Below are 26,869 nucleotides of genomic sequence, written 5' to 3'. Positions count from 1 at the left end.
TTAAACTTCAAAAAGGGTGGATGAAAGGGAGAGGTCATATGACAGTAGCAGTGAAATCGGTGAATAAAGAAGAAATAAATAATAAGGATTATTTTCAAAAAAAACCACCAGTTGATCGTGAATTCGTGGAAAAAGCCATTGAACATGTTTTAGCGAAGATAGACCAAAGCTTAGATTTATTTACAGATCAATATCCTGATTCCAGCAGTGTAAATAATGTTTATCCGCCGATAGATAATATAGAATGGACAAACAGCTTTTGGACTGGGATGTTGTGGTTAGCTTATGAGTGGACAGGTGATGAAAAGTATCGCAGGGTCGCTGAAAAACAAGTATTGAGTTATAAGGAAAGAATGGAAAAAAAAATAGAAGTGGATCATCATGATTTAGGGTTTTTGTATTCTTTGTCCTGCGTTAGCGCTTATAAGTTAACTGGAAATGAAGCTGCTAAAGAAGCAGCGCTTATGGCTGCAGATCATCTCATCACTCGTTACCTTGATAAAGCGGGCATTATTCAAGCCTGGGGAGATTTAAATGACCCTAAACAGCGTGGACGCATGATTATAGATTGTAATATGAACCTCCCTTTATTGTATTGGGCTTCAGAAGTGACAGGAGATTCGAAATATCGGGATATGGCAGAAAGTCATGTAAAACAAGCTGCAAAATATATCGTGAGGGAAGACGCATCAACATTCCATACCTTTTATATGGATTCAGAAACAGGTGAACCTGTGAAAGGCACTACTTTTCAAGGATATGCGGATGATTCATGCTGGGCACGAGGACAGGCGTGGGGGATTTATGGTTTTCCATTAAGTTACCGTTATACAAATAATGAAGAGTTAATAGAGCTGGCTAAAAAAGTAACGAATTACTATTTAAACCGACTTCCAGCAGATGATATATGTTATTGGGATCTAGTATTTACAGATGGAGATGATCAAGAACGTGATAGTTCGGCAGCAGCCATTGCAGCCTGTGGGTTGTTAGAGCTTGTTAAATCATTGCCTTTAACAGATCCAGAAAAAGAAATGTATGAAAATGCAGCATTGTTCACAGTGAAATCCTTGTATGAAAACTATAGAACAGAAATGAATAGTGAAGCCAATGGTATATTGCTTCATGCGGTATACAATAAAAACGGACCAAGAGGTGTAGATGAGAGCTGTATTTGGGGAGATTATTATTATTTTGAAGCATTAATTCGTTTAGTGAAAAACTGGGAGTTGTACTGGTAATCCTATTTTTTTCTCTGGATGAAATCAGCAAGTTGTGTAGTTCAAGGGCTTTTGATTACTGCACAACTTGGTATTTTTTATCACGTACTACATACATGCTGACAGACTCCCTCTTTTTCAAGAGCATCATCATTGTTCGATTTACCAGTTCATTCTGGTTTCATAATTATTGAAGATGTTTCATTGTCACATTTGATAGAATTTCTATGTCCATTTTTGAAAACGTTTACTTTAAAAAGGCTCTGATCTGAGTATACAGTGATTAGAGTGATATAGGTTTCTGATTTAGGAGGAGAAATGATGTGAAAATAATAAATGAAGAAATGATAAAAGCAAATGCGGAGAATCCAAACATGCTGAATTACGAAACGGTACGGTCATCATTTGACTGGACCCATATAGAAAAAGAATTTTCTTGGTACAATACTGGTAGTGTGAATATGGCTTATGAAGCCATAGATAAACATGCTGAATCCAATTTAAAAGATAAGATTGCATTATACTATAGTGATTCAACAAGGAATGAGTCCATTATTACATCGCATTCCAGCAAAAGAGCTTTCCAAGTTGAAACATATCTTAGTTTGTGACCCTCATTTTTCAGTACCATCAGATTTAGTTGATCTGAATAAGGAAATATTAGAAGCATCTGAAGAGCTTAATATAGAGTGGGTTGATCGTGAAGACGGCATGATTTTGCATTACACTTCAGGTTCTACAGGGAAACCAAAAGGTGTTTTACACGTTCATAATGCGATGATTCAGCATGCTTATACAGGCAAGATAGTATTGGATTTACAAGAGGATGATGTGTACTGGTGTACAGCAGATCCAGGGTGGGTAACAGGTACATCGTATGGTGTTTTTGCACCTTGGTTGAATGGCGCAACCAATGTCATTCGGGGAGGTAGGTTTAGTCCAAAGGATTGGTATGAAACAATTCAAAAATACAAAATTACAGTTTGGTATAGTGCTCCAACTGCATTTCGTATGTTGATGGGAGCAGGTGATGAGATTGTTAACCAGTTTGAGCTGTCTAGTTTGCGTCACATTTTAAGTGTTGGAGAACCACTGAATCCAGAAGTGATCCGTTGGGGTTTAAAGGTCTACGATCAGCGCATTCATGATACTTGGTGGATGACTGAAACAGGAGGTCAGCTCATTTGCAATTATCCAAGCATGGATATGAAACCGGGTTCTATGGGTAAACCTATTCCAGGGGTAGAAGCGGCAATTATAGACGATAACGGCAATGAAGTTCCTCCTTATCATATGGGGAACTTAGCTATTAAAACAAGCTATCCTTCTATGATGAAAAATGTATGTTTCAGGTGATTCTGCTTATCAAGACGAGGATGGTTACTTTTTCTTTCAAGGTAGGATTGATGATGTCATCAATACAGCGGGAGAAAGAGTAGGGCCATTTGAAGTGGAAAGCAAGCTTGTCGAACATCCATCTGTGGCTGAAGCAGGGGTGATTGGAATTCCAGACCCTGTGCGGGGGGAAATTATTAAAGCATATATATCATTAAGAACAGGATACGAAGCAACAGAGGCATTAAAGGAAGAGATTAGGAAGTTCGTGAAGGTAGGACTCTCAGCTCATGCAGCACCTAGGGAAATTGAGTTTAAGGATAAGCTTCCAAAAACAAGAAGCGGCAAAATTATGAGGCGCGTATTAAAAGCATGGGAATTAGATTTGCCTACAGGGGACTTATCAACGATAGAGGAGTAGTAAACTTGAGAAAACTCATCAAAAATACATTAACAAATAGGGGAAGATTATATCCTCCCCTAATTTCATCCCTTTCTACTTGCTGTAAGCCCCCCCTTCTTCAAGAGGAGAACTCATCTGATAGGTCAACTAACTTTCAGTTAGAAAATTCATCGATCGTTAGTTTTCTTGTTTTTTGCTCGTGTTTTCAACATCTCTGCTCTTTGAATTAAATCTCCTAATTTATCAGACATTTGTAATGCCCAAATATAATGCTCATTATATTTATCTTTTAATGAACCTATTTCTTGATGAAGGTGATGAAAGGTATGATCTAGCTCCTGTATTGAGGTGTCCAGTTTTTTCGCTATTACATTGATACTTCTGTCTGAAAGTTGTCCATGAAACTTTGGATACATAAATAAATCATTTCTTTCTGCTCTTTTTTTAGAATGAAGGACTCGGGTGACATCTCCGAGAGACTCTTTTAAGAGTTTTTGTTCGATTATCGATGAGGATAAAATCAGGATGGTAGGAAACGGGAGTATAAAGATGAGAGTAATGAATCACCACTAAAGGAAAGCGCTTAATCTATATATTTAAATTAAAGCAGTTTAAAGTGTGATTTGTTTTTAATGTAATGGATTACATTGATTAAGCTTTTTTTATCCATAAATAACCTTCAGCTACTATCATAAAGTAATAATTGGCATAATAACAACAAAAAAATGAAAAAATCAGCATAATTTCACATCAAAATGAGTATATTTCACAAAACCGACAAATTAAACTTAATCTAATCTAATCTTGAAAAAAAGGTAAAACTAAACTAAAATAAAGGTAAGCGCTTTCTTTAAGAGATTAAAAATGGGTTGGACGACATCTCGGAGAGACTCCGATAGGTGTTTTTGTTCTGATACTTTCTTGTTTATATTCATTGTATTTTATTTGTAAATACAATAGTCATGTTTACATCTTATTAATTATTTTGAAAAATGGAGGAGTTGGTAATGAATATAGTGGACATATTATCGTTTACTTATAATCAGATTTTTTTACCATATGAAATGTATTTTCGCATTTTAATCAGTGCAGTATTAGGCTTTTTTATAGGCTTGGATAGATCGTCTAAAAACAAACCTGCCGGATTAAGAACCTATACCTATGTAACCGTGGCGAGTACACTCATTACACTTGTATCGATTTATAGTGCAGAAATATTGAGCAGTCCTAATAGCGGGACTATGATGGATCCGATGCGTCTTGCATCACAGATTATAACTGGACTTGGTTTTTTGGGTGCTGGGGTGATCTTAAAGGATGGATTAAACGTAAAAGGTTTAACATCTGCAGCAATGATCTTTTTTGCAGGTGGTGTTGGTGTCGGTATAGGTGCTGGGTTTTACGGCATTGTTATTTTTGCAACGATCATTACCTTTATTTTAACCAAATTAAGTGGGCTGCTGGAAAAGCGTTCACTTATGAAACTTCGTAAATTGTCTACTTCAAAAAGATCCAAAATTTCTAGTTGATACTTAAGACTAGGGAACCCCATATTTACATGATGGATTTGACGCACCTCTGAGAAATTCCAATGAGTTTTTTGTACTGAGTTCATCATAAACGTTATTAAACTTTTGTTTTCCTGCTAACTAAAAAATAACTGTAGATAAATAAAAAAATGGACAAGAGGTAAGCTGAATATTTAATAGCAGGATACGTTGAAGATTTTTGAAAGTTTCTTGGCAGTGCTTGATAGATGATGAAGCCTCCGAGTAATGTATAGATCAAACCCCAAATGGATAAAGCATAAGGGGCAGGGGTAATAAGCAGCTGTCTACTTCCATTTTTTTAATTTCCTTTCAAACATCCTTTTTTTCATTATACGAGCTGTGAAATTATTATATGTACTCATTTAGTATTTCGCTAAAATCCTCTTTTAATTTCACATATTTGAAATACTATCTAGTTCTAAAGCATAATCATGTATTAAGGCTGTGTTCCTCCTTTGTCTATTTCACTTTTGAGCATAGCGGAAATCACTCTGAACATAAGGAGATGAGCAGATGGATATACTTGTTGTGATTTTGGAAGTGATACTTGGGCTTGCTTTTTTAGGTGCTGGATTTTCAAAGCTTTTTGGTGCAAAGGGTATGGTAGAGGATTTTAAACGTTATCAGCTTCCACAATGGTTTTTACCTTTTACAGGTTTTGTAGAAGCGCTGGGAGCTGTAGCCATTATCATTGGGATTTGGTTGGATTCCTTCAGTGGTTGGGGAGCCTTATTGCTTGCAGTTACGATGTTTTTTGCCGTGTTAACTCACCTGGTGAAAGTAAAGGATCCTGTGTCTAAAGCATTGCCAGCATTTATATTATTTGTATTAGCGCTCATTGTTGTAATTGCAAACTGGTCTGAAATGATGACATTGTTTTAAATGTAGGTAGAGAATTGGTGGAAATGAGTTTTTTATGTGTGTAAGTCAATTTGATATGTTGAAGGTTATTATATAATGATACGTGAAGAAAGTACCGGTGTTTAGGTATCTTTCCTCACGTTTTTTTGTTATAAGATAATATGATTGTCACAATGTTGATGTCTATCTCGTTTTAATGAATGAGAAACATAAACAAAATAAATCATTGGAGGGAATTAAAATGAGTCAAAGATTACAAATAGAACAAGGTCTATATAAAGCGATGATGGGGTTGGAAGGGTATTTAAGTGAAAGTACGGTGTCTAAATCATTGATAGAATTAATTAAAATGCGTTCCTCGCAAATCAATGGATGTGCATTTTGTATGGATATGCATGCGAAAGATGCCTTGAAAGGAGGAGAATCGAGTCAACGCTTATATGTACTGTCCGCATGGAGAGAAACTGCCTTTTTTACTGATGAAGAGAAGGCAGTCCTGGCACTGACAGAAGCAGCAACTCATATGAATGACCATGAAAAATTGGATAAGGCTTTTGAAGAGGCAAGTTTATATTTTGACAGTAAACAACTGAATGATATTTTAGCAGCGATTGTGACAATCAATGGTTGGAATCGTATTGCAATTACCGCAAAAATGCCAATTGAAAAACAATCATAAAAAGAAGTCAACACAATCTGTTTGCATATTTCATTAATCTATATGGAATTTAATATTGTAACTGAAAGCAACGCACTATTTATCTCATATCAATACTCTCTTTTCTCAAAGGCGAGATAACGGACTGTAGAAACTAGGGTAAGGTCATCTAACTATCAGTGGGAGATTTAAATTCTACTGATAGTTTTTATTATTACAAAAACCGATGTGTCCATGGAGCACTCCAGTATTAGGATGTTTTATGGGTAGGAATCGGTTTTTTGCATTACTGCTTCTTTTGCAGGATATTTGTCTTCGTAACCTCTGTGAGATATAGTTAGTTGGAACATATGTATGATACAATACATGCATTGTAATTTAACAATGACTTAATATCATTCAACTTGTGAAAGGTGCATCAACTAGATGACAGATAAAAATAAAGGAATCTTACTTCTTATATTATCAGCGTTAGGTTTTTCTTTTATGGCGATGTTCGTTAAGCTCTCAGGGGATTTGCCTACAACCCAAAAAACATTTTTTAGAAATCTAATTTCAGCCATCATATCGTTTGGCATGGTGGTTTATTATAGAGAAAGTTTTTTCGGTAAACGTGAAAATCAGCCTATATTATTACTGCGATCTGTATTAGGTACTTTAGGTATTTTGTTTTTCTTTTACTCCATTGACCATCTCGTGCTTTCGGATGCAGACATGTTGAATAAGCTGAGTCCATTTTTATTGATTATATTTTGTGCGATCTTTTTAAAGGAAAAAGCAAGGTCTTATCAGGTCATCTCGATTGTTATTGCTTTTATTGGAACTTTGTTTATCATTAAACCACAATTTTCGGTGGATGTTTTTCCATATGCGATGGGTGTGTTGTCTTCCATTTTTGCAGCAGGAGCTTATACAACATTAAGAGTATTAGGTGCTAAGGAAAAATCTTATACAGTTGTTTTTTATTTTTCTGCATTTTCAACTGTTATTCTGCTGCCGCCATTATTTTTCTATTATGAACCGATGAGTACTGTGCAGCTTGTATATTTATTGTTGGCAGGCGTATTTGCTACAATTGGCCAGTTTGGAATTACCCTAGCATATAAATTTGCTCCGGCAAATGAGATTTCGATCTTTTTCTATATGAATGTTGTATTTTCCGCGGTCATTAGTATGATTATTTTCAGTCAAACGCCAGATGTATTTAGTATTGTAGGTTATATCGTTATATTCAGTGCTGCATTTTATATGTTTATAAAAAATAACCGAGAAGATAATGCTTGAAAAACGTTGAAAATAGAGGGAATTGAGGGTCTTATTTCATATTATGAAAAGTTGCGAAAATCATATAAATAAAGGAATGAAAGTCCTCTATTTATAACAGTTAAGATGTAGCGAAATAAGGGGAAAATTTCCCCTTATTTCGTTTCAAACCATGTATAAAATGTATCGTTCGACCTTTAAAGTTTTAGCATCAAAGAATCAACACAGCCAGCATTGTCTAAACTAATTAATTAATATGTATCCTTCACAAACTACCGCATATTGCGCCATTTCAGACTTACAATACCGCTAAAACAATCAACCCGATCACACCACTCAACAGGCAGTAATACAACATTGGCACCATCGTATATCTAATAATCGTTCCTTCTTTACCGTATAAGTTTACTACAGAAGCAGCAGCGACAACATTTAAGATGCAGATCATATTTCCTCCGTTGGCACCAAGTGCTTGCAAGGATAAAACGATATCCGGATTAGACCCAATTTGTTCCGCAGCACTGAACTGAAATAAGGAAAACATCATATTGCTGAAGGTGGCACTTCCTGAAATAAAGGAACCGAGCGCACCCACAAATGGAGCGAATAATGGCCAAGATTGCCCAAGTGTTTCCGCAGCGGAGTTGGCTAGCTCAATCGGCATGCTGTTTAAACCAGATTCGTTGACACCTGAATTGATAAAGATACGAACCATAGGCACCGCAGTCCCTAACGCGATCAAGCTGCCCACCATGGTACTTAAGGAAGTGTTGATTGTAGAGAACACTTGTTTTCTGGTGAAATTGTACATCACAAACGAGATCAACACCGTAAAGATAAAAATCGTACCTGGTAAATACAATGGTTCAAGCTTTGTGCTGATTTCCGTACCTAAAATGTTAGTCCATGTAATTTTATAATAAAGTAACCATTCCTTAAATGGAAAGATCTCAATTCGAGTAATAACGAGCAGTATTAAAACAATTAAATAAGGTACCCATGCCATAAGCAGTGAGGGTTGATTTGCTCTTTCTTCTTGTTGATGTGTAGAATCTGAATCTTTATTTTCAATTTCGTGAGAATCTAATACATAAGGAACCTTTGGCAAAAACAATTGTTTTTTAGCTGCTAGGATTACTAAAATTAAACCAATGAAACCTCCCATAATAGATGGGAATTCCGGCCCTAATAAAATGGCTACAGAGAGTGATGAGAGAGAAAAGCTAAACCCTGCAAATAACGCAAACTTCCAAATAGCCAATCCATCTTTCCAGCTTTTGTTTTTCCCAAAAAATTTAGTGTACATTAAAACTAATAAAAGCGGAATAAATGAACCAACGAATAGATCGATCCACGCGACTTGAACAGCAACATTTGCTACATGGTCCATTAATGTTAGCTGTTCATTTTGCAAGTATGCAGCTACATTTAGTGCAATTTCACCTTCAGTTTGAAGTCCTTGTCCAATCCCTACTATCATAGGTGTACCCACAGCTCCGAAGGTTACAGGTGCACTATCTGCTACAAGAGCTAATACAACAGCAGGTAATGGAGCGAATCCAAGCGCTACTAATAGAGGTGCTCCGATGGCTGCAGGTGTACCGAACCCAGCAGCTCCCTCAATGAACGCTCCAAACAACCAAGCTACAATAATAATCTGCACCCTGGCATCTGGACTAATGTTCATAAAACCAGTACGAATGGAATCCATCGCACCGCTGTTTTTAAGCGTATTTAAAAGTAGGATGGCACCAAACACAATATATAAAATTGAAAAAGCGACAATAACTCCCTCTAAAGAGGATGCAGCAATTTGCTGAAAGGACACCTCCCAAAACAAAAAGGCAAAAACAGCCGTGACTAGAAAGCTGATCGGCATCGCTTTTGCAGCTGGAATGCGTAAAATAACGAGAAAAATAAAAACAGATAGTACAGGCATTAAAGCGGTAATCCATTGTAATATGTCCATAATATGTACTTCCTTTGTAATTTTGTATGTAGATAAACTTTTTTAGTTTCATCTAAAGAATATTTCAATAATGTCTACTCTTCATGGGATAGGTATATATTGTATCATAACACCATCAATTTTTTTGCAATGTACGAATTTATACATATTTTCTTATGATTTACTAGATAGAGGTCTTATATTCAATATAAAGAACCTCCAATTCACAAATTGTGATTTGGAGGCTGTGTTTGATTGAGTTTTGATTAAAAAGCCCAGTTCCCGTTACGGAATAAAGGTTCTCTTTTTCCATCTGCAGTTTCGCCATCGATATTCATTTCTGCTGATCCAATCATAAAATCTTCATGCGTTATGCTATCGTTAGCTCCTAATGCATCAAGTTCTTCTCTTGTCATTTGTGTTCCGCCTTCAAGGTTAAAAGAGTACGCACTGCCAATTGCGAGATGATTAGATGCATTCTCATCAAATAAAGTATTGTAGAAAATGAGATTGGAATTTGAGATTGGTGAATGATGAGGTACTAGGGCAATTTCACCTAAGTAATGTGAACCTTCATCTGTATCGATTAGCGCTTTTAAAGTTTCATAACCTTGCTCTGCTTCAAAATCTATAATCCTTCCATTTTCAAAAGTAATTTTAAAGTTATCAATGAGGTTGCCGCCGTAACTCAAAGGTTTTGTATTTGTAACATATCCGTTAACTCCTGTTTTCAATGGAATTGTGAATACTTCTTCCGTAGGCATGTTTGCAAAGAAACTGGTGCCTTTTTCATTTACAGAGCTTCCACCTGTCCATAGATGCTTTTCATGTAGTTCAATGGTAAGCTTTGTACCTGGTGCTTCATAATGTAAATACTTATATTTTTTCTCATTTAATAGGTTTGCTTTATAATGCAGCTTTTCATCATGTTCTTTCCAAGCCTTAATGGGATCCTCTTGATCCACTCTAGAGATTTTGAAAATACTCTCCCATAGTTTTTCCATCTGTTCTTCTTCTGGTAAGTCAGGGAATACTTTGGCTGCCCATGCTTGGGATGGTGCTGCTACGATATTCCAACTTGTTTTATCTGCTTGGATATATTCACTAAATTTTTTAAACGCTTGTCCTGCCGATTTTTGGTGGGCAGCTATTTTTGCGGTGTCTACGCCTTTTAATAAATCTGGATCTTCAGATTCAATCCAAAGAAACGCTGCACCTTGTTCTACAAGCTTCGTTGACCCATCTGCAATCCAACGAGGAAATTCCTCAAAAGCTTCTAAAGGAGCTAGATCATATTTAGTACGGTTAATGATGCTGTCTCTCCAGTTGACGATAACATCGCTTGCTCCTAAATCATATGCTTTTTTTGTAAGTATACGTACAAAAAAGGCATCTCTCAAATCAGTACTGATAACAAGCTTTTGCTCTTTTTGAATATTAACACCAATATTAAGAATGACATCCGTGTATTTTTGTAGATTTTCGTTAAAATTAGTCATAGATTAGTCCTACCTTCATTAATAGTTTTCCTTTACTTAAAATGAATGAAGCGAGCGAGAAAGGTTTAATATTTAAATTGCCCAGTTTCCGTTACGGAATAACGGTTCTCTTTTTCCATCTGCAGTTTCGCCATCGATATTCATTTCTGCTGATCCAATCATGAAATCTACATGTGTTAAGCTATGATTAGCTCCAAATTTATCAAGTTCTTCTTTAGCCATTTGTGTGCCGCCTTCTAAATTAGAAGAGTAAGCACTACCGATGGCTAGGTGATTGGATGCATTCTCATCAAACAAAGTATTGTAGAAGGTAAGATTGGAATTTGAAATTGGTGAATCATGAGGAACAAGTGCAACCTCACCTAAGTAATGTGAACCTTCATCTGTTTCGATTAACGCTTTCAAAGTATCATAACCTTGCTCAGTCTCAAAATCTATTATTTTTCCATTGTCAAAAGTAATTTTGAAATTGTTGATTAAGTTCCCGCCAAAACTTAATGGTTTTGTACTGGAAACATGACCATTGACACCTGTTTTTAGTGGTAGTGTATATACTTCTTCTGTAGGAATATTGTTCAAAAATCTGATCCCTTTATCATTTACAGCACTTCCACCTGTCCAAAGGTGCTTTTCATGCAACTCTATTGTCAGTTGTGTACCTGGTGCTTCATAATGCAAATACTTATATTTTTTCTTATTTAAAAAGTCAGCTTTGGAATGGAGGTTTTTAATATGCTCTTTCCAGGCCTCAATTGGATTCTCTTGATCAACTCTAGCAACTTTAAAAATAGCATCCCAAAGGTTTTCAACCTGCTTATCCTCTGAAACGTGTGGAAAGACTTTGGTCGCCCATGCTTTGGAAGGTGTGGCAATGACATTCCAGCTTGTTTTATTTGCTTGGATATATTGACCAAATTCTTTAAAAGCTTCACCTATTGATTTCTTAAATGCAGCAATTTTTGAAGTATCAACACCTTGTAGTAAATTTGGGTCATCTGATTCAATCCAAATTACGGCTGCACCTTCTTCTACAAGTTTAGTATGGCCATCAGATCTCCATGTAGGATATTCCTGAAATGATGTTACAGGTGCAAGGTCATATTTGATGCGAATGCTCTGATTGTCTCTCCAGTTGACAACAACATCCTCTGCTCCATACTCATAGGCTTTTTTTGCAAGGACACGAACAAAATAGGCTTCTGCTAAATCACTATTTATTAAAAGCTTTTGTCCTTTTTGGATGTTCACACCAATTTTTAGGATCACTTCAACGTATTTTTCTAAATTACTATCAAAATGAGTCATGAATGAATGCCACCTTTACTATAAAAAAATCCCCTACTGGTGACTTTTCGGAGATGTCGCGGAAGCCTTCTTGTAATTCTGGGATATTTTGTTCAATTTTTGAAGATCTAATTTCTATAATAGTAAATTACCCCCCACTTCAAGTGAGATCTTCGAAGTGGGGGGTGTTCATAAATCATCCTACTTCTATTGTCCATATCCAGGTGGACAAAGTTGAACATACAATTCTAGATTAGAGAGGGTCATCCCCCTTTATTCAGTCTATTAAAACGCCCAGTTTCCATTTCGGAACAATGGTTCTCTTTTTCCATCTGCTGCTTCACCATCAATGTTCATTTCTGCTGATCCAACCATGAAATCCTGATGTACTAAACTGTTGTTTGCACCTAACTCAGCAAGCTGATCTCTTGTCATTTTCTTACCGCCTTCGAAGCTGAATGCATAAGCACTTCCGATAGCTAAATGATTAGAAGCATTTTCATCAAACAAAGTGTTGTAGAAAATAAGATTGGAATTTGAAATTGGTGAATTATGAGGGACAAGCGCAACCTCACCTAAGTAATGTGAACCTTCATCCGTTTCAATTAAAGTTTTCAATGTATCATAACCTTGCTCTGCTTCAAAATCTACAATTTTTCCGTTTTCAAAAGTAATTTTAAAGTTGTCGATTAGATTTCCACCGTAGCTTAATGGTTTTGTACTGGAAACATAACCATTCACCCCTGTTTTTAAAGGAGCAGTGAATACTTCCTCAGTTGGAATGTTGGCAAAGAAGTCAATGCCTTTTTCGTTCGGTGAGCTACCGCCTAACCATAAATGTTTTTCAGGTAATTCGATCGTCAGTTTTGTACCTGGTGCTTCATAATGTAAGAATTTATATTTTTTCTCATTTAAAAAGTCTGCTTTGTCATGCAATTTTTTATCATGATCCTTCCAAGCTTGAATCGGATCTTCCTGATCTACTCTTGCGATTTTAAAGAACGCATCCCAAAGCTTTTCAACCTGCTCCTCTTCTGGAACGTCAGGGAATACTTTGGCTGCCCAAACTTTTGAGGAAACACCAATGATATTCCAGCTCGTTTTATCAGACTGGATATACTCACGGAATTTGCTTAACGCTTGCCCTTGTGCTTTTTGAGCTGAGGCAATTTTTGCAGTTTCAACCCCTCTTAATAAATCTGGATCGTCTGAATAGATGGAAAGAACTGCTGCACCTTCTTCAACAAGCTCAGTATAACCTTGAGCAATCCAAGCAGGGAATTCTTGAAAAGACTCTAGCGGAGCGTTATCGTATTTAATTCGAGTAACTTCACTGTCTACCCAATTTACAATTACATCTTTAGCACCTAGTTCATATGCTTTTTTCGTTAATAAACGAACGAAATCGGCAGCTGTTAAACCACAGCGAATTAATAACTTTTGTCCTTTTTGAATATTCACGCCAACCTTTAGCGTAACTTCAGCGTATTTTTCTAAATTTCGTTCTAAGTTACTCATAATAAATACCACCTTCATAAAAGATTTTACTTGCCTAGTATATGTATGTTGTTACGAATTAAAAAGTATATGTTCAGATTATCAATAGCGCTTACGTGTTTCAAGTCATTGGAGTAAAGGGTTACATTTCTTGAGGTTGCATCTTTTATCGTGCTGTTTTATTTAGCGTTAAGATGCCCACCTCTATAGATGGTATCTTTCCAATTAGGTGAAGTAGAGTATCCTTCTGATTTCCCAATGTTTAAGCTTTGCTTAATCTAGTTTACTTCTTTGGAGGTTTAACTTGACTGCCAGCTACTTTGATAATCCATTCACGAGGGAAGAATCTTGTTATATTGGCAAGGATGTAGTTGCCAAACCCGTCAATGGCATAACTTTTTCCTTTGCTTAAAGCCTTCATTGCTGTATCTACAACCTGTTCAGAAGTTCTTAAATTTTTTGCGCCAAATTCACCTGAAACATCAAAGAATTTAGTAGCTGTAGGACCTGGACAAATGGCAAGTACTTTTACTCCTTTGTTTTTCAATTCACCCCATAGTGCTTCAGAAAAGGAAAGTACAAAGGCTTTTGTTGCACCGTAAACAGCCATTTTCGGAAGCGGTTGGAAAGCTGCAACGGAAGCTAAATTAATGATAGCCCCTTTACCTCTAGCTGCCATGTCTGTTGCAAAAAGGTAGGACATATCAACGAGAGCGCTGATGTTCACCATGACTTGTCCATGTGCCATATCAGGATCGTTCTCAATAAATTCTCCAACTTGTCCAAAACCAGCGTTGTTAATGAGCATATCGACTTGAAGGTTAAGCTCGTCCACCGAAGATTTAACTTCTTTAGCAGCGTTTTCTTTGCTTAGATCTGAAACGATAACATACGTTTCGATCCCATATTTTTCGTGGTATTGTTTAGCAAGTTCCTCTAATTTCTTTTGAGAACGTGCGACTAGTATAAGATTTACACCTCGCTCAGCCAATCTAGTTGCAAACACTTCTCCAATACCTGAAGAAGCACCTGTGATGAGTGCGGTTTTATATTTCATATGGGTTTATCCTCCTGTGTTTTCTTACATTAAAACACTTAAATCATTTCATTTCAAATTTTTGAATTGTTTATTTCAGTAGAGTTTTGATCAATGGAAAATAAAGTATGATAGAATCATATAATGTATTGGGATTTATTTTTTGGTTTGATTTTGTATCTGGATTTTAAACTCATATGAATATAGTAGGTGTAAAACATGTCAAAACTTTGGAGTAAGAATTTTCTGTTATTGTCTCTTAGTAATTTTTTTATGTTTGGTAGTTTTTATATGCTTTTACCGACCTTACCTTTATTTATTGTAGAAGTGCTAAAAGGGAATGAAAATCAAGTAGGATTGATCATAGGTTTTTTTTCAATGGCACAGATTTTCTCACGTCCATTAACAGGGAGGTGGCTTGATCAATTCGGAAGGAAGGGTATATTTTTAATTGGTAGAATCGTGTTTGTTATCAGTATGTTTTTTTACTTAGGCATCTCTTGCATTTATATTTTATTTTTATTAAGGATAATACATGGATTCGGTTTTGGTATGGCTACAACCAGTGCAGGCACAATCGCAGCGGATATTATTCCACAGGAAAGAAGGGCAGAGGGAATGGGGTATTATAGTTCCTTTGCAAGTTTAGCCATGATTGTGGGTCCCTTTGTAGGGATGTGGCTATTAAGTTATACAAGTTATACTAATATGTTTATTGTTTGTACATTTATTGCAGCAATCAGTGTTGTGTTAGGTTATTTTATACAATTCACTGAAAATGGGAAGGAAAAGAAACCACAAAAAAAGGAATTTCATTGGGATCAACTAATAGAAAAGAAAGCGATCCCAATATCTATAGTGTCATCATTTATTTACGTTATTTATGGGGGGATTGTATCTTTTATTGCTTTATATGCTATGAAGATAGGTGAGGCTCAGTGGGCAGGTACGTTTTTAGGCGTATTTTCACTTGCGTTAATTTTATCTAGACCTGTTTCTGGAAAAATGTCTGATCGATATGGGGCGGCTTATGTTGTCGTCCCAGGGTTAATACTTATGATTTTAAGTATGGTTGTGTTAAGTTTTGCAGGGTCACTTATTACTTTTATAACAGCAGCTACTTTAGGTGGATTTAGTTTTGGACTCATTCAACCTAGTTTGCATGCATTGGTTATAAAGGAGGTTGAGGTTCAAAGAAGAGGAGCTGCAACAGCTACTTATTTTATGTCTGCTGATATTGGGATCTCCATCGGTTCTTTTTTGCTTGGATATCTAGCCAGTACAATAGGATATAGCTTCATGTATTTAACATCATGTATCTTTATTATTGCCGGTTTGATCGTATATGTAAGAATTGAAGTGAAAAGAAGAGTTACACCACATTTTTGAGTGATTGCCCAAAAAAGTGGTGTCTGTAATGCTTATGCTTAATATAGAGAATTAAAAAACGAATTAGGCTTGAAAAAGTTATTTTTTAATAGCATCAATCATTAAGGAAGGACAAACAATCTGTTCACCCTGATTTCTTGGATCGTATTTTTTTGAACGAAAAATAACACCATCCTCTGCTAGCCATTCATGATGATGGAAAGTCCCTTTGTCATCGCAATATTCTAGTAAAACGACCTTAAAACCAGATGTTTTAAATACTTCAGACAATGTATGATAGTTGTATACGATTTTATGACTTGCAGCCGGATGGTCCTTGGGACCCGGACCGCCTACTTTAACAAAATCTTGATAAGATTCGTCTGGGAAAAATGCATCAGGTACAGCAATTCGTATATGACCACCAGGCTTTAAGAAATCATAACAGATTTTTGCTGCTGTGATTCCTTCTTCTAATGTTAAATGCTCCCACACGTGTTCAGCCAATATGGATTTCAGCGAGTTCGGTTTAAATCTATGATTCCAAGTCTCTTTATTTAGTAAATCAAGCTCAGATTCTTGTGTATGAATCCAACCAGGGTTATTATTGTATTCCCCTGCACCAATGACAACCTTTAGTTCATCTTGAGCTACTGTCAATAAAATCACCTCTATATAAATGGTTTTAATTATTAGTAGTTGAATAGAGCTTGATCCTCTATGGATATGGGAAATGAGACTTTTCCCAAAATTGCTCAGCAAATCTAACCTAGACCATATGAAACATTCGTTAATTTATCTGGATTCCTAATAATATAGATTTCTTTTACTTTATTGTTTTCAATCCGATAGGTTGTGACACTGACAGGTACTTTATTCTCATAAATGATGATTCCAGGCTGACCGTTGATGTTCGATAATTTAACTTCGGCGTCTTTTGGTCCTTTTTTGGCTATACCAAGTAAAAAAATCATCACTTTTGAACGAGTTGGGATTGGGTTTGTAGCAGCAATGGCTTTCCCTCCGCCATCGGAATAAAGAATTACATCCTCTGATAAGAGTTGAGTTAACATCTGTGTATTTTCAGTGGATAAAGCTTTCAAAAAATTGGTAACGATATGTTCATTCTCTTCATATGTGAAGTGGGTTTCATTTTGATCTATATTAATTTTTTGTTTTGTGCGGCTAAATATCTTTCGGCAATTTGCATCTGTTTTTTCTGTAATCTCAGCTATTTCTTTGTAATCTAAACTTAGTGCCTCCCGTAATATAAATATCGTTCTCTCTATTGGAGTCAATTTTTCCATCATATATAAATAAGCAGTGGATAGATATTCTTTTCCAATGATCTGTTCAGCAAGGTCTTTATGCGTGTTATCCATGACAAGCGGTTCAGGTAGCCATGGACCTACATACACTTCTCTTTTCTTTCGGGCAGATTTTATAACATCCAAGCAGCGGTTTGTAGTCATTTTACATAAATAAGCTTTAATGTTTTCGATATGGTCTAGGTTGGTTTTGCTAGCCGTTACGTAGGTATCCTGTACGATATCTTCAGCATCTACAATTGTTCCTAACATGCGGTAAGCAATGGAGAATAATAAAGGGCGATAGGAATCAAAAAGCTCTCTCATGATGAATTTCTCCTTTCAACTTTTAGAATAAATGTTGCTATATTACATGGTGAAGCTCTTTTTTTGGTGTTAAAACAGCATTAGCAGCAGTTTTAGCACTTGTTATGGATGCGTCTGCTAACAATCCTTTTGCAGTGACCCAATCTCCTGCTACATATAACCCTGAAATTTCTGGAACTTCCGGTGTGATGACAGGTAAGTCAGTTGTTGGGAGTGCATGATAAACGGTTAAGGAAGGGAAGTATCTTTGAAATACCAATTCCTTTTCCCAGTTAGGTTCGACAGAGGTTAGAAAACGCTCTAGTTGATTTTGATTTTTTTTAGGATCTATTTTGTCATCTATAGATAAGTATTTGCCTAAATGTATGACATGAAGGTCAGGTTTCGTTGTTAAATTGGCTACTGCGGAATGAACAGAATAATAAAGGGGTTCATCGAGTCCTAGGGCAAATTTAACTTTTAGGTTGGAGTTTTTTTTCAATACAATATCCCAGAATGCCCCTTTCACAGGAATGCACTTCTCGCTCCATTTTTTTAAGCTAGATGGTTGCTTTGTTTTCACCATAGCTAAAGTGTTCGCTGGTGTGGATGTAGAAATGACATGACTACCCGTGTAGGTTTGGCCCGATTGTTCTATTAGTGTCATATTCGGATGTGTTCCGTTGATTTCAATGATATGCTTGTTTTCTTGAATGAATACTCCATGAGTTATGGCTTGCTCTTTCAGTTGGTTTACAAGTGTCTGCCAACCACCATCTAAATAGGTTACCCCTGTTAATCCTAGTTTGACTTGTTCTATAATTCGCCCTGCACTAGAACGTTTTGGATCATTGCTATAAGATGAAAGTCTGCACAGCATATAAAATAGTTCTTTGACCTTTTCCTCTTTTAGATGCGTTTCGACCCAATTGTATAAACTTGTATGTTGAATCGTTTGTGTATCTATTTTGCTTAATCCGCTAATGAGTTTGATGAATTCTCGTTTGTCCTTCCATTTTAACAGTTTTGATGTGAGTAGAGCGAACGGACTTAGTGTAAGTGGATAAGATTTGTTTTGATATACCAAAGTTCCTTTTGGCGCAGGAGATCCACCTTGTAATGTTATATTTAATTGTTTAAGAATCTGTACACCAGGTCCGTTTGGATAGATGGCATGTGGACCTAAGTTCAACAACCCTTCGGCTTTTTCTGCTGTAATAGCACGCCCACCAACGTGTTTTCCTTTATCAAGAATAAGTACTTTTTTGTTTGCTTTGGCTAATATAATAGAAGCGGTAAGTCCGGCAATTCCTCCGCCTATTATGATGACATCCCATTTCTGTTCAGTTTTAATCATTATAACCACTCTCCTATATGTTTTATAAATATAACGAGGAACGGAGGTGATTTGTGACTTTATTTACATTGAATTGTTAAGATAATGATGAAGGACTTGATGGACAAAGAATTTGCTAGCAAGTACTGGGTCTGAACATTTTATACATGAACTAAAAAGCATTGAGTTATATGGAAGAGTTTAATTCTGATTGACCTATAATAGGAATATCCATGCCAAATAGATCGATTAATAATTCAGAAAGCTCATTTGGACTATATTCTCTTTTCGTTTTTTTACCGTTTATGGTTGTGATAATCTCTTGATTAGTTAATGTCACTCTCCCTGTTTCATTAGCCATTGTTGTAATCATTTTTTGTGTAAAGTGAGATTCAGGACTCGTCTGATTCCACTTGCAAACCTCTTCAAAGAATGAATAAGCTTTAGGTGTTGTTGTGAATCGATAAACTGGAATCCATTCATGATCAACGTATTTTTGTAATTGTAATAAATCCCCATCCGAGTCAATTCTATATCTCCCGCTTATGTCTTCTACGATTTCTCCATTCAAAGGAATGGGAGTACGTACTGTATCCCCTGCCCCAACTTCTACTAAATATTCTACATTTTCAATTGTTACAATACTCGTTAAATGTGTATTCTCTTTATACCAATGATTTTTGTCTTTTGCGATCGTGGAAGAGATCATTTTTACTTCATAACCAAGCTGCTTTAGCAGCCAATGAAATAATCCATTAATCTCGTAGCAGAAACCTCCTCTTTGATTAAGGACAATTTTTTTATAAATTCGAGTAAGATCCAATTCGATTGGCACTTTGTTTACAACATCCAGATTTTCAAATGGGACATGATATAAGTGTTGTATTTGCATTTTTTTCAAATCTTCGAAAGCATCTCCAGTTCTGCTAGACGGAAGTTTTATTCTTTTTAAATAATCATTTACATTCATAATGCTCATGTTTAACACACCTTCCTTTTTGAAATTTATGAATTCTATTGGTTTTACAATTTTATAAAAACTCCTACTGAAAGCAAAATTCTCTTTCTTATTTTATTGTAAAGAAATATCGGAAATGTTAGCTTTTACTTTTGCCTTTGAAGCATTAGAGAAATAACGTCTGCTGACCCATGCTACAATAACAGCCATAACGAGTATTAAGCTTAATATAGATACAGGTAGTATAGTTCCAACAGTAGGTATCACAACAGTAAAGCTGCCAATCAACGTAATTCGAAGCATAAGTCCGATTGTTTCAAATAAACTGTTCACTCTGCCCATTTTTTCATTTGGAATGGTTTCCATCATAAGTGTATTTCTAGCCACTCTAGTACTGGCATTTCCAAAACCACGCAATATGGAAAGAATTAAAAACAACAGAGTAAATGGGAAAATGGAAATGAATATCATAGAAATTGTAAAGGTTAAAATGCCGATCAAAATGATTTGCACGTTTCCAAACTTTTTAATAAACACTGGGATGAATATGCCGGCAAGCAGGGACCCGAAGCCAAACAACATTCCTTGAAGCCCATAAATACTGCCGCTAGCTTGCAGTGTGGCTTCAATGTAAATTGGGAAAACATAGTTGGTTACCATCACAGTAATGAATGGAATGAACGCAGACAATAAAAAGAAGAAAAGTAAGGGTTGATCCTTTAAATAGACATATCCCTCGTGCATTTTTCCCCAAAAAGATTTTCTTTTAGAACTGGTTTGTTTAGAGTGAATATAAGGGATAGTAGAAAGAATGAGAAAAGCAATCGTATAGGTAACAGCATCAATAAGTAGAATCCAGTGCAAATCTACAGTTTCGAGTAAAATACTCGCTATGCCTCCAGCTACAATAAAAGTAGACAACTGACCTTGAATCTCCATCATGCCGTTTAAGCTTTTGTATAAACTGCGGTCAAATATCTCTTGATTCATAGCAAACATCGTTGGATAAAATAGTGAAAAATAAAAAGATCCCGTCAAAAATAAGAGTACTAAGTGCCAGGTTTGATATTCCATGCCTAAGAATCCAATCGATGCAAAAAATCCTACCATAGTAAAACCAATCAATTGACCCCACAACAATAATTTTTTTCTAGAGTGGTAGTCTATTAAATTCCCGATGAGGGGTGCTGCCAAAAATAAAGCGATCGTTGTAATCAATGTGACATAACCAAAAGCATTTGCTCCGCCTTCCTTAGAAACAAAAACCCATGGAATAGCAAACATGGTAATCCCCGAACCAATTGAGGAAAACACATTTGCAGTTAATATTTTGATAAAACGTCGATCTTGAAAAATGGAAGTCATGAGGGGTGGCTCCTCTCCTTGATTTGTATTTTCTATATGTAAATTATAAGCTTCATTAGAAGATATCACCTCATCAATAAGCTTTAAAACGAACTACAACTTTCGTATGATATAATGCAAATAAAAAAATTCGAACTTAAATTATGACTAGAAAGCGGTTTTGCGATATGAATATAAATGTACCTAATCTAAACAATGATTGGACAAATGTATTAAAAGAGGAATTTGAAAAGGATTACTATCAGCAGTTAATGCAATTTTTAAGAGAAGAATATGAGTCATCACAGGTGATATATCCTAAAAAAGAACATATTTTGAATGCGCTGCAGTATACTTCTTACGGGAATACGAAGGTGGTTATTCTTGGGCAAGATCCTTATCATGGGCCAAATCAAGCACATGGTCTAAGTTTTTCTGTGCAGCATGGCATACAAGCGCCACCATCTTTGAAAAATATATTTAAAGAACTGAGTAGTGATATAGATTGTCTAATACCTGAACATGGATGTTTAGAAAAATGGGCTGAGCAAGGTGTTTTGTTATTAAACACTGTATTAACCGTTCGAGAAGGACAAGCTCATTCTCATAAAGGCAAGGGTTGGGAAACATTTACGGATCAAGTGATTACTTCATTAAATGAGCGGCAGGAACCTGTTGTATTTATTTTATGGGGGAGACCAGCGCAAATGAAACGAAAATTGATTACTGCACCACAGCATCATATTATTGCATCTCCACATCCAAGTCCATTATCTGCACATCGAGGATTCTTTGGCAGTAAGCCTTTTTCAAAGGTGAATGAATTTTTGAGAGAGATGGGGAAAGAGGAAATTGATTGGGGTAGGAAATAATTAGAAAGCTCACAAGGGCGGGAATAGCTCACCTTCTCTATCTTCTTTGAAGGAAGGAGGTGTTGCTAATGAAAATATATCAGGCACTTTCATTGATGATTTCTTTTTCAATGTTAGTTGTGTTGATTTTATCGTTCCACAAACGAAAGTAAACCGCCCTTGTCATTAGTAGAGGCGGTTTACATCTTTGTTCAATGAGCTATCAGGCCCTTAAAAAAGGCGAATCTGTAGTTACACCGTAGGTGTTCCAGCACCTGCGGTCTTTTTATTATATTCATATTATACACTAGTATTCATTATTTTAACAGTTAGTATAGAAGAATAGAAAACCACAAGGAGATAAAAAAAGTTATGACCTTTGAAATTAAACTAGCAGAAGAAAAAGAAGCTTCTATTGTACATAAAATCATGCTCGAAGCATTTGAAGAGTATCGAAACCTCGAAGTTCCTTCAAGTGCGATCAATGAACCTTTAACTTCCATTCAAAATGCAATAAAAACGGGGAAAGAACAAGCGATACTATTTTACCAAGATGGGGAAGCGTTAGGTTGTTCAAGACTTCAATTGGACGAAACCTCGTTATATTTCGCAAGATTGTCTGTCCCACCTCAAGCAAGAGGCAAAGGAATCGCAAAGAAGATGATTAAATGGATTGAGAAGTACGCAAAAGGTTTGAAAAAGAAGGAAGTGCGCTGTAGAGTTAGGTTAGCACTGGCTAGCAATATACAATTGTATCAAGCGATTGGTTATAAAGTAGTAAAAGAAGAAACAGTATTAAATCCAAATGGATTCCCTGTGAAAACAGTGATCATGAATAAACAGCTCTAGACCAAAGTCTAGGTTGGAACTGGTCGTAAGTATGTTTTGAGAATATATGGTAAAAGTCTATAATAAATTTATGAAAAAGTAATTATAGGGGGACATTTTATGAAAAAGATGTTTTTAGGAATGATGATTACAGCCTTACTCATTTTAAGCGCATGTAGTCTGACTACGGTTTCTGGAAGTTTAGAACAGGATGCAATAGAAATTAAGAAGGATAGCTCAACGGAACTAGAGGTAGCTTTAGAAGTTGGTGTAGGTGAGCTGCGAGTATCTGAAGGAGCAAATGAATGGGTGGAAGGAAACATTGAATATAATGTGGATAAACTAGATCCGAAAGTTTCTTATGAACTTATAGATCACAAGGGTCATGTTGTGATTAGTCAAGATGATGGCAAATTTGGAATCAACAATATTGGTGATGTTCAAAATAACTGGGATATAAAATTAACCAATGAAATCCCTATTGATTTACAAATAGATGCAGGAGTTTCAGACACAGAATTAGATTTACGAGGGTTACAATTAAATAACTTAAAAATAGACGCAGGTGTAGGTGATATTACACTAGATCTTAGTGGGGATTGGGAGCAAGGCTTCAATACACATTTTTCTGCAGGTGTAGGTAGTTCTACCATTACTCTCCCGTCAGATTTTGGTGTCATCATAGAAACTGACAAAGGAATTGTATCTGCTGATTATATCAATTTAAAATCGCTTGGTGAAGGTGTTTATGTTAATGATGCGTATGATGCTTCTAATCAACATATAAAACTCAACATGGATCTAGGGATCGGAGATGTCACTTTTAAAGTAGAATAAATAAAACACTTATATTCGATGAATTTGAAATAAAGAAAATATATATAAGTTGAGGTGTTATATTTGAAAGAGAAAAAAGCCATAAAGGTTACTCCAGAAGATTTCGGAAATGTTTTTTTAAATGGAGGGTTTTCTACTATATACCATCAAACAACTGAGGAGTTAAAACAATTAGTCACTATCGACGAATTTATAGAGTTAGGGCAATCCTTTAATCATGGGATTGAAACATATAATTTAGAAATGAGTAGCAATTTAGATAATAATATAAAGCACTATATATGGTTGGACAGCGAAAGAAAAAAAGCAATTACTGTTTCTTTCGATGAAAGTAACATAATACATGGGTTATTGATTAATCATGTCGTTTCTTATCCAGAAAGTGACCGCCAGTATACACAGAATACTTATATCATGCCAATTAAAGAAGAATGGTTTGTTTTTTTGGGGCGGGACAAATCAGTTCTTAAATTATCACTATGTATATGAGAACCAAAGATATGCATATGATTTAATCATTAAGAAAGATGCTCAATCATATAAGGGTTTTAAAAACAAGAATGAAAATTATTACGCTTTTAATAAAGAGATATTAGCCCCAGCTGATGGTAGGGTAGTTAAAATACTAGATGGAATTAAGGATAATGTACCAGGTGAAATGAACGAGAATCAACCTGAAGGGAATTGCGTTATCATTGAACACAAAAATAGTGAGTTTAGTATGCTTGCACATTTAAAACAAAATTCCATTCTTGTGAAAGTTGGAGAAATCGTAAATAAAGGGCAAGTGGATACAATAGCGCCGAAAGGCGGTAGGCTTAGATACTACTAGAGTAGACCGCGACCTATTTGGCTGAATAAGGGTGGTCTATTTCTTTTTGTGAAAAGACAGAATTGCTACAATGAGCATTCCAAACGTAGAACAATATGGTTTTATCAGGGTTCCCGGAAAATAATCGGACATACCCATCATTAATAAAGTTCACTTTTTGGAGTGAAAGGACGCTTGACATACTGTTATGGGCTCACTCCCTTTTTAAGGGATTAGCTTGCCACCACCCCAGTTCATGGATGAACTATTGCTGACGTTCGTCAAATGGATGTGTTGGGAATTCTGAACAAAACGTTCTGAACCATCATTGATGCATGGAAGCGCGACCTTTCATTTTGATTTGCTTTTGTAAGCTCTTTTTTGTGAAAAAATGGAGACACTATTGTATATTTCATGGTAAAAATAGTATAATAATTAAAGAAAGCATAAACTAAAAAGAAACCGTCAGATGCTGGTAACATCTAACGGTTCCATACAATAGCCGCTGAAAGGCGGTAGGCTTAGATACTACTAAAGTAGACCGCGACCTATTTGGCTGAACAAGGGCGGTCTATTTCCTTTTATGGAAAGACAGAATTGCTACAATGAGCATTCCAAACGTCAACATAAGTGACAACGCTTGATATACTGTCATGGCCTCACCCCCTTTATTGAGGGATTAGCCTACCACCCTTAGCCAACTATCGTACAAGGATAGTATAGCATAATTTCCCAAAACATATGTTCTTTTATGTAAAAAATTGTAATACGCATTGTATATTTTTTGCTAAAAATAGGATAACAAATAAAGAAATGATATACTAAAAAGTAACCATCAGATGCTACCAACATCTAACGGTTCCATACAATAGCCTGAAAGGCGGAAGGCTTTGGATCTTACAAGAATAGACCGTTAACCTATTTGGCTGAATAAGGGCTGTTTTAGTTCACTCCACATCTGCATATGTTTTAGGGCAAATCCCCCATTTGTATTGGAAACAATTCCTCTTTTGCTTCAATCCCAAGCTTCTTTTCAAAACCTCAATAACTGTTTTAATCCAAGTGTATTCTGATTATCTACTCCCGTCCCATGTTTAAATATGAACATTACATCGTTTACGATAAGAGAACATATATTTGTTGTTAACAGTTTGTGGATAAAGTGTGGATAAGTGATCGGTTTTCCACAGAAGAAGTGTGGGATCATTCATTTTTTTCTACTAATCGTAATGTGACCAAATGTGTTTGCAAGCTTCAATATAGCATGAAATCAACTTTTTTGAGGTGATTGCAGTATAAAATAGAGCATTTACTGAAATACAATCCAATTGATTTAAATAGATGCAAATAGGTAAATACAGCTGTGCATAACTCTTTTTATCCACAGCATTCATTTTTAGATGTGCTAAAACCTAAGTTTTGTAGGGATCATTAATTTGAAAATAAAAGCATAAATCTCTTCCTGAATTCATATAGTTAACTAAATTCAAGTGAATAGTACAAGCTATACCATTTAGGAGGGTTTTATTATGGATACGGAATTAACCGTTTTGTTTTTTACACTGATAGGTATATTTATCATTTACTCCTTTATAAAAATAATGATGATCCATCCAAACGAAGATCAAATCACAATAAACAAGTCCTATACCTATAAACCCTTTGATATAGAAGCGGAGTATGAACGAGTAGTAAAAGATCAAACGCCTGTCACGAAAAATTGGGATCAAGTCAAACCAGCATCGAGCTCAAGAGCACCTAGACATGAATGGACTAGACACGAGCAAATCACACCGGAAGAAGAAAAAGAGATCGCTACTACAAGTCCCAATCCTCATCACAATATACAACAAATGTCACCACAAGAACTGACTGGAGAACAAGTCTTATTAGAACATTTGAATGCACTACCTAATGAGGTATTTCAGGAAGTGATTATGACTGTGTGTGAAAGGGTTTTAAATATGGAGAGCTCTTTTAAAGAATATATGAGCCCTATAAAAACATCGTTTTTGTTTTCTGGAGTGATGAAAATAGATGGGCTGCTTCCTTTGCATATGAGTTATATTGGAGAAGTTAGAAAATCAGTTCAACCTGTACCTGTAGAGATGAAACACATCAATCGAATTTTAACAAAGCTGAACCGGGGTCAGATAGGTGTTTATATAACAACTTCCTATTTTACAGAACGTGCGCAGCAACAATTAAGTTCCAGCAAATCATCCATTAAGTTAATATCGGGATTAGACATTGTAAAATGCTTGAAGGAACTTCATTTAGTGGAAAATAATCAAATTAAAGCCTCCTGGCTTGATGAAATATATCATAAACAGCAAATGAGTGCATAAAGGAAACACAAATTCATGCAT

At 35.8% G+C, this 26,869-nt stretch carries 26 protein-coding genes and 1 pseudogene; 14 read left to right on the top strand and 13 right to left on the bottom strand.

All coding sequences use genetic code 11. The features are described from left to right. The first annotated feature begins 38 nt into the window (after positions 1-38). Complete coding sequence (locus Q5Y73_RS11740) at positions 39-1,241, top strand: glycoside hydrolase family 88 protein (RefSeq protein WP_305992086.1); 1,203 nt, start codon at positions 39-41, stop codon at positions 1,239-1,241. Positions 1,242-1,564: 323 nt separating this feature from the next. Next, positions 1,565-2,976, top strand: a pseudogene (locus Q5Y73_RS11735) (AMP-binding protein). Positions 2,977-3,125: 149 nt separating this feature from the next. On the opposite strand, the gene Q5Y73_RS11730 reads toward Q5Y73_RS11735, so the two are convergent. Continuing rightward, on the bottom strand, positions 3,126-3,374 hold the full coding sequence (locus tag Q5Y73_RS11730) for a hypothetical protein (protein ID WP_305992085.1): 249 nt from the start codon (positions 3,372-3,374) through the stop codon (positions 3,126-3,128). 591 nt (positions 3,375-3,965) lie between these two features. On the opposite strand from Q5Y73_RS11730, the gene Q5Y73_RS11725 reads away from it, so the two are divergent. Then, the gene (locus tag Q5Y73_RS11725; protein WP_305992084.1) at positions 3,966-4,487 is read left to right on the top strand and encodes an MgtC/SapB family protein; all 522 of its coding nucleotides are present in this window, start codon (positions 3,966-3,968) and stop codon (positions 4,485-4,487) included. A gap of 97 nt (positions 4,488-4,584) precedes the next feature. On the opposite strand, the gene Q5Y73_RS25030 is transcribed toward Q5Y73_RS11725, so the two are convergent. After that, entirely contained in the window at positions 4,585-4,782 is a 198-nt protein-coding gene (locus Q5Y73_RS25030) for a TspO-related membrane protein (protein ID WP_503366722.1), read from the bottom strand. Positions 4,783-5,021: 239 nt separating this feature from the next. Between Q5Y73_RS25030 and Q5Y73_RS11720 the strand changes: the two genes are divergently transcribed. The 3 genes from Q5Y73_RS11720 (at position 5,022) to Q5Y73_RS11710 (ending at position 7,311) form a co-directional block, all read left to right on the top strand. Next, positions 5,022-5,390, top strand: coding sequence for a DoxX family protein (locus Q5Y73_RS11720; protein WP_305992083.1), 369 nt, complete (start codon positions 5,022-5,024; stop codon positions 5,388-5,390). 220 nt (positions 5,391-5,610) lie between these two features. Further along, positions 5,611-6,048 carry a carboxymuconolactone decarboxylase family protein gene (locus Q5Y73_RS11715; protein WP_305992082.1) on the top strand — a complete coding sequence of 146 codons (438 nt, stop codon included), beginning with the start codon at positions 5,611-5,613 and terminating at the stop codon, positions 6,046-6,048. Positions 6,049-6,453: 405 nt separating this feature from the next. After that, entirely contained in the window at positions 6,454-7,311 is an 858-nt protein-coding gene (locus Q5Y73_RS11710; RefSeq protein ID WP_305992081.1) for a DMT family transporter, read from the top strand. Positions 7,312-7,588: 277 nt separating this feature from the next. Here the strand turns inward: Q5Y73_RS11710 and Q5Y73_RS11705 are convergent, their stop codons facing one another. From Q5Y73_RS11705 to Q5Y73_RS11685, 5 genes are all read right to left on the bottom strand, one after another. Beyond that, positions 7,589-9,259, bottom strand: a complete 1,671-nt coding sequence (locus Q5Y73_RS11705) for an L-lactate permease (RefSeq protein WP_305992080.1) — start codon at positions 9,257-9,259, stop codon at positions 7,589-7,591. 245 nt (positions 9,260-9,504) lie between these two features. Next, positions 9,505-10,737: an aminopeptidase gene (locus Q5Y73_RS11700; protein ID WP_305992079.1), complete on the bottom strand. Its 1,233-nt coding sequence runs from the start codon at positions 10,735-10,737 to the stop codon at positions 9,505-9,507. Between the two features lie 72 nt (positions 10,738-10,809). Further along, entirely contained in the window at positions 10,810-12,042 is a 1,233-nt protein-coding gene (locus Q5Y73_RS11695; RefSeq protein WP_305992078.1) for an aminopeptidase, read from the bottom strand. A 264-nt stretch (positions 12,043-12,306) separates the two neighbouring features. Next, the gene (locus Q5Y73_RS11690) at positions 12,307-13,539 is read right to left on the bottom strand and encodes an aminopeptidase (protein ID WP_305992077.1); all 1,233 of its coding nucleotides are present in this window, start codon (positions 13,537-13,539) and stop codon (positions 12,307-12,309) included. A 262-nt stretch (positions 13,540-13,801) separates the two neighbouring features. Beyond that, on the bottom strand, positions 13,802-14,575 hold the full coding sequence (locus Q5Y73_RS11685; protein WP_305992076.1) for an SDR family NAD(P)-dependent oxidoreductase: 774 nt from the start codon (positions 14,573-14,575) through the stop codon (positions 13,802-13,804). Positions 14,576-14,773: 198 nt separating this feature from the next. Between Q5Y73_RS11685 and Q5Y73_RS11680 the strand changes: the two genes are divergently transcribed. Then, entirely contained in the window at positions 14,774-15,943 is a 1,170-nt protein-coding gene (locus Q5Y73_RS11680) for an MFS transporter (RefSeq protein WP_305992075.1), read from the top strand. Positions 15,944-16,021: 78 nt separating this feature from the next. Here the strand turns inward: Q5Y73_RS11680 and Q5Y73_RS11675 are convergent, their stop codons facing one another. From Q5Y73_RS11675 to Q5Y73_RS11655, 5 genes are all read right to left on the bottom strand, one after another. Beyond that, complete coding sequence (locus Q5Y73_RS11675; protein ID WP_305992074.1) at positions 16,022-16,582, bottom strand: class I SAM-dependent methyltransferase; 561 nt, start codon at positions 16,580-16,582, stop codon at positions 16,022-16,024. A 104-nt stretch (positions 16,583-16,686) separates the two neighbouring features. Continuing rightward, positions 16,687-17,556, bottom strand: a complete 870-nt coding sequence (locus Q5Y73_RS11670) for an RNA polymerase sigma-70 factor (protein ID WP_305992073.1) — start codon at positions 17,554-17,556, stop codon at positions 16,687-16,689. A 37-nt stretch (positions 17,557-17,593) separates the two neighbouring features. Further along, entirely contained in the window at positions 17,594-18,892 is a 1,299-nt protein-coding gene (locus tag Q5Y73_RS11665; RefSeq protein ID WP_305992072.1) for an FAD-dependent oxidoreductase, read from the bottom strand. Between the two features lie 166 nt (positions 18,893-19,058). Then, positions 19,059-19,850, bottom strand: a complete 792-nt coding sequence (locus tag Q5Y73_RS11660) for an arylamine N-acetyltransferase family protein (protein ID WP_305992071.1) — start codon at positions 19,848-19,850, stop codon at positions 19,059-19,061. Between the two features lie 93 nt (positions 19,851-19,943). Next, entirely contained in the window at positions 19,944-21,194 is a 1,251-nt protein-coding gene (locus tag Q5Y73_RS11655) for an MFS transporter (RefSeq protein ID WP_305992070.1), read from the bottom strand. Between the two features lie 167 nt (positions 21,195-21,361). Here Q5Y73_RS11655 and Q5Y73_RS11650 point away from each other — a divergent pair, with 167 nt between their 5' ends. From Q5Y73_RS11650 to Q5Y73_RS11630, 6 genes are all read left to right on the top strand, one after another. Then, a complete protein-coding gene (locus tag Q5Y73_RS11650; protein ID WP_305992069.1) occupies positions 21,362-22,045 on the top strand; it encodes a uracil-DNA glycosylase in 684 nt (227 codons plus the stop codon). 68 nt (positions 22,046-22,113) lie between these two features. After that, positions 22,114-22,197, top strand: coding sequence for a putative holin-like toxin (locus Q5Y73_RS24855; RefSeq protein WP_371320203.1), 84 nt, complete (start codon positions 22,114-22,116; stop codon positions 22,195-22,197). Between the two features lie 199 nt (positions 22,198-22,396). Continuing rightward, positions 22,397-22,873, top strand: a complete 477-nt coding sequence (locus Q5Y73_RS11645; RefSeq protein WP_305992068.1) for a GNAT family N-acetyltransferase — start codon at positions 22,397-22,399, stop codon at positions 22,871-22,873. 99 nt (positions 22,874-22,972) lie between these two features. Further along, entirely contained in the window at positions 22,973-23,689 is a 717-nt protein-coding gene (locus tag Q5Y73_RS11640; RefSeq protein WP_305992067.1) for a toast rack family protein, read from the top strand. Positions 23,690-23,752: 63 nt separating this feature from the next. Next, positions 23,753-24,178, top strand: a complete 426-nt coding sequence (locus Q5Y73_RS11635) for a hypothetical protein (RefSeq protein ID WP_305992066.1) — start codon at positions 23,753-23,755, stop codon at positions 24,176-24,178. Then, a complete protein-coding gene (locus Q5Y73_RS11630) occupies positions 24,126-24,521 on the top strand; it encodes a M23 family metallopeptidase (RefSeq protein ID WP_305992065.1) in 396 nt (131 codons plus the stop codon). Before Q5Y73_RS11635 ends, Q5Y73_RS11630 begins: the two co-directional genes overlap by 53 nt. Positions 24,522-25,071: 550 nt before the next feature. Here Q5Y73_RS11630 and Q5Y73_RS24850 read toward each other — a convergent pair. Then, the gene (locus tag Q5Y73_RS24850) at positions 25,072-25,155 is read right to left on the bottom strand and encodes a putative holin-like toxin (RefSeq protein WP_371320202.1); all 84 of its coding nucleotides are present in this window, start codon (positions 25,153-25,155) and stop codon (positions 25,072-25,074) included. An 874-nt stretch (positions 25,156-26,029) separates the two neighbouring features. Here Q5Y73_RS24850 and Q5Y73_RS11625 point away from each other — a divergent pair. Continuing rightward, on the top strand, positions 26,030-26,848 hold the full coding sequence (locus tag Q5Y73_RS11625) for a hypothetical protein (protein WP_305992064.1): 819 nt from the start codon (positions 26,030-26,032) through the stop codon (positions 26,846-26,848). The last annotated feature ends 21 nt before the right edge of the window (positions 26,849-26,869 follow it).

This window comes from Chengkuizengella axinellae (assembly GCF_030730905.1).
In the GTDB taxonomy this organism is placed as follows: domain Bacteria; phylum Bacillota; class Bacilli; order Paenibacillales; family KCTC-33759; genus Chengkuizengella; species Chengkuizengella axinellae.
Note: the sequence above shows the minus strand (reverse complement) of the source record. Positions and strands in the feature narration are given on the sequence as shown.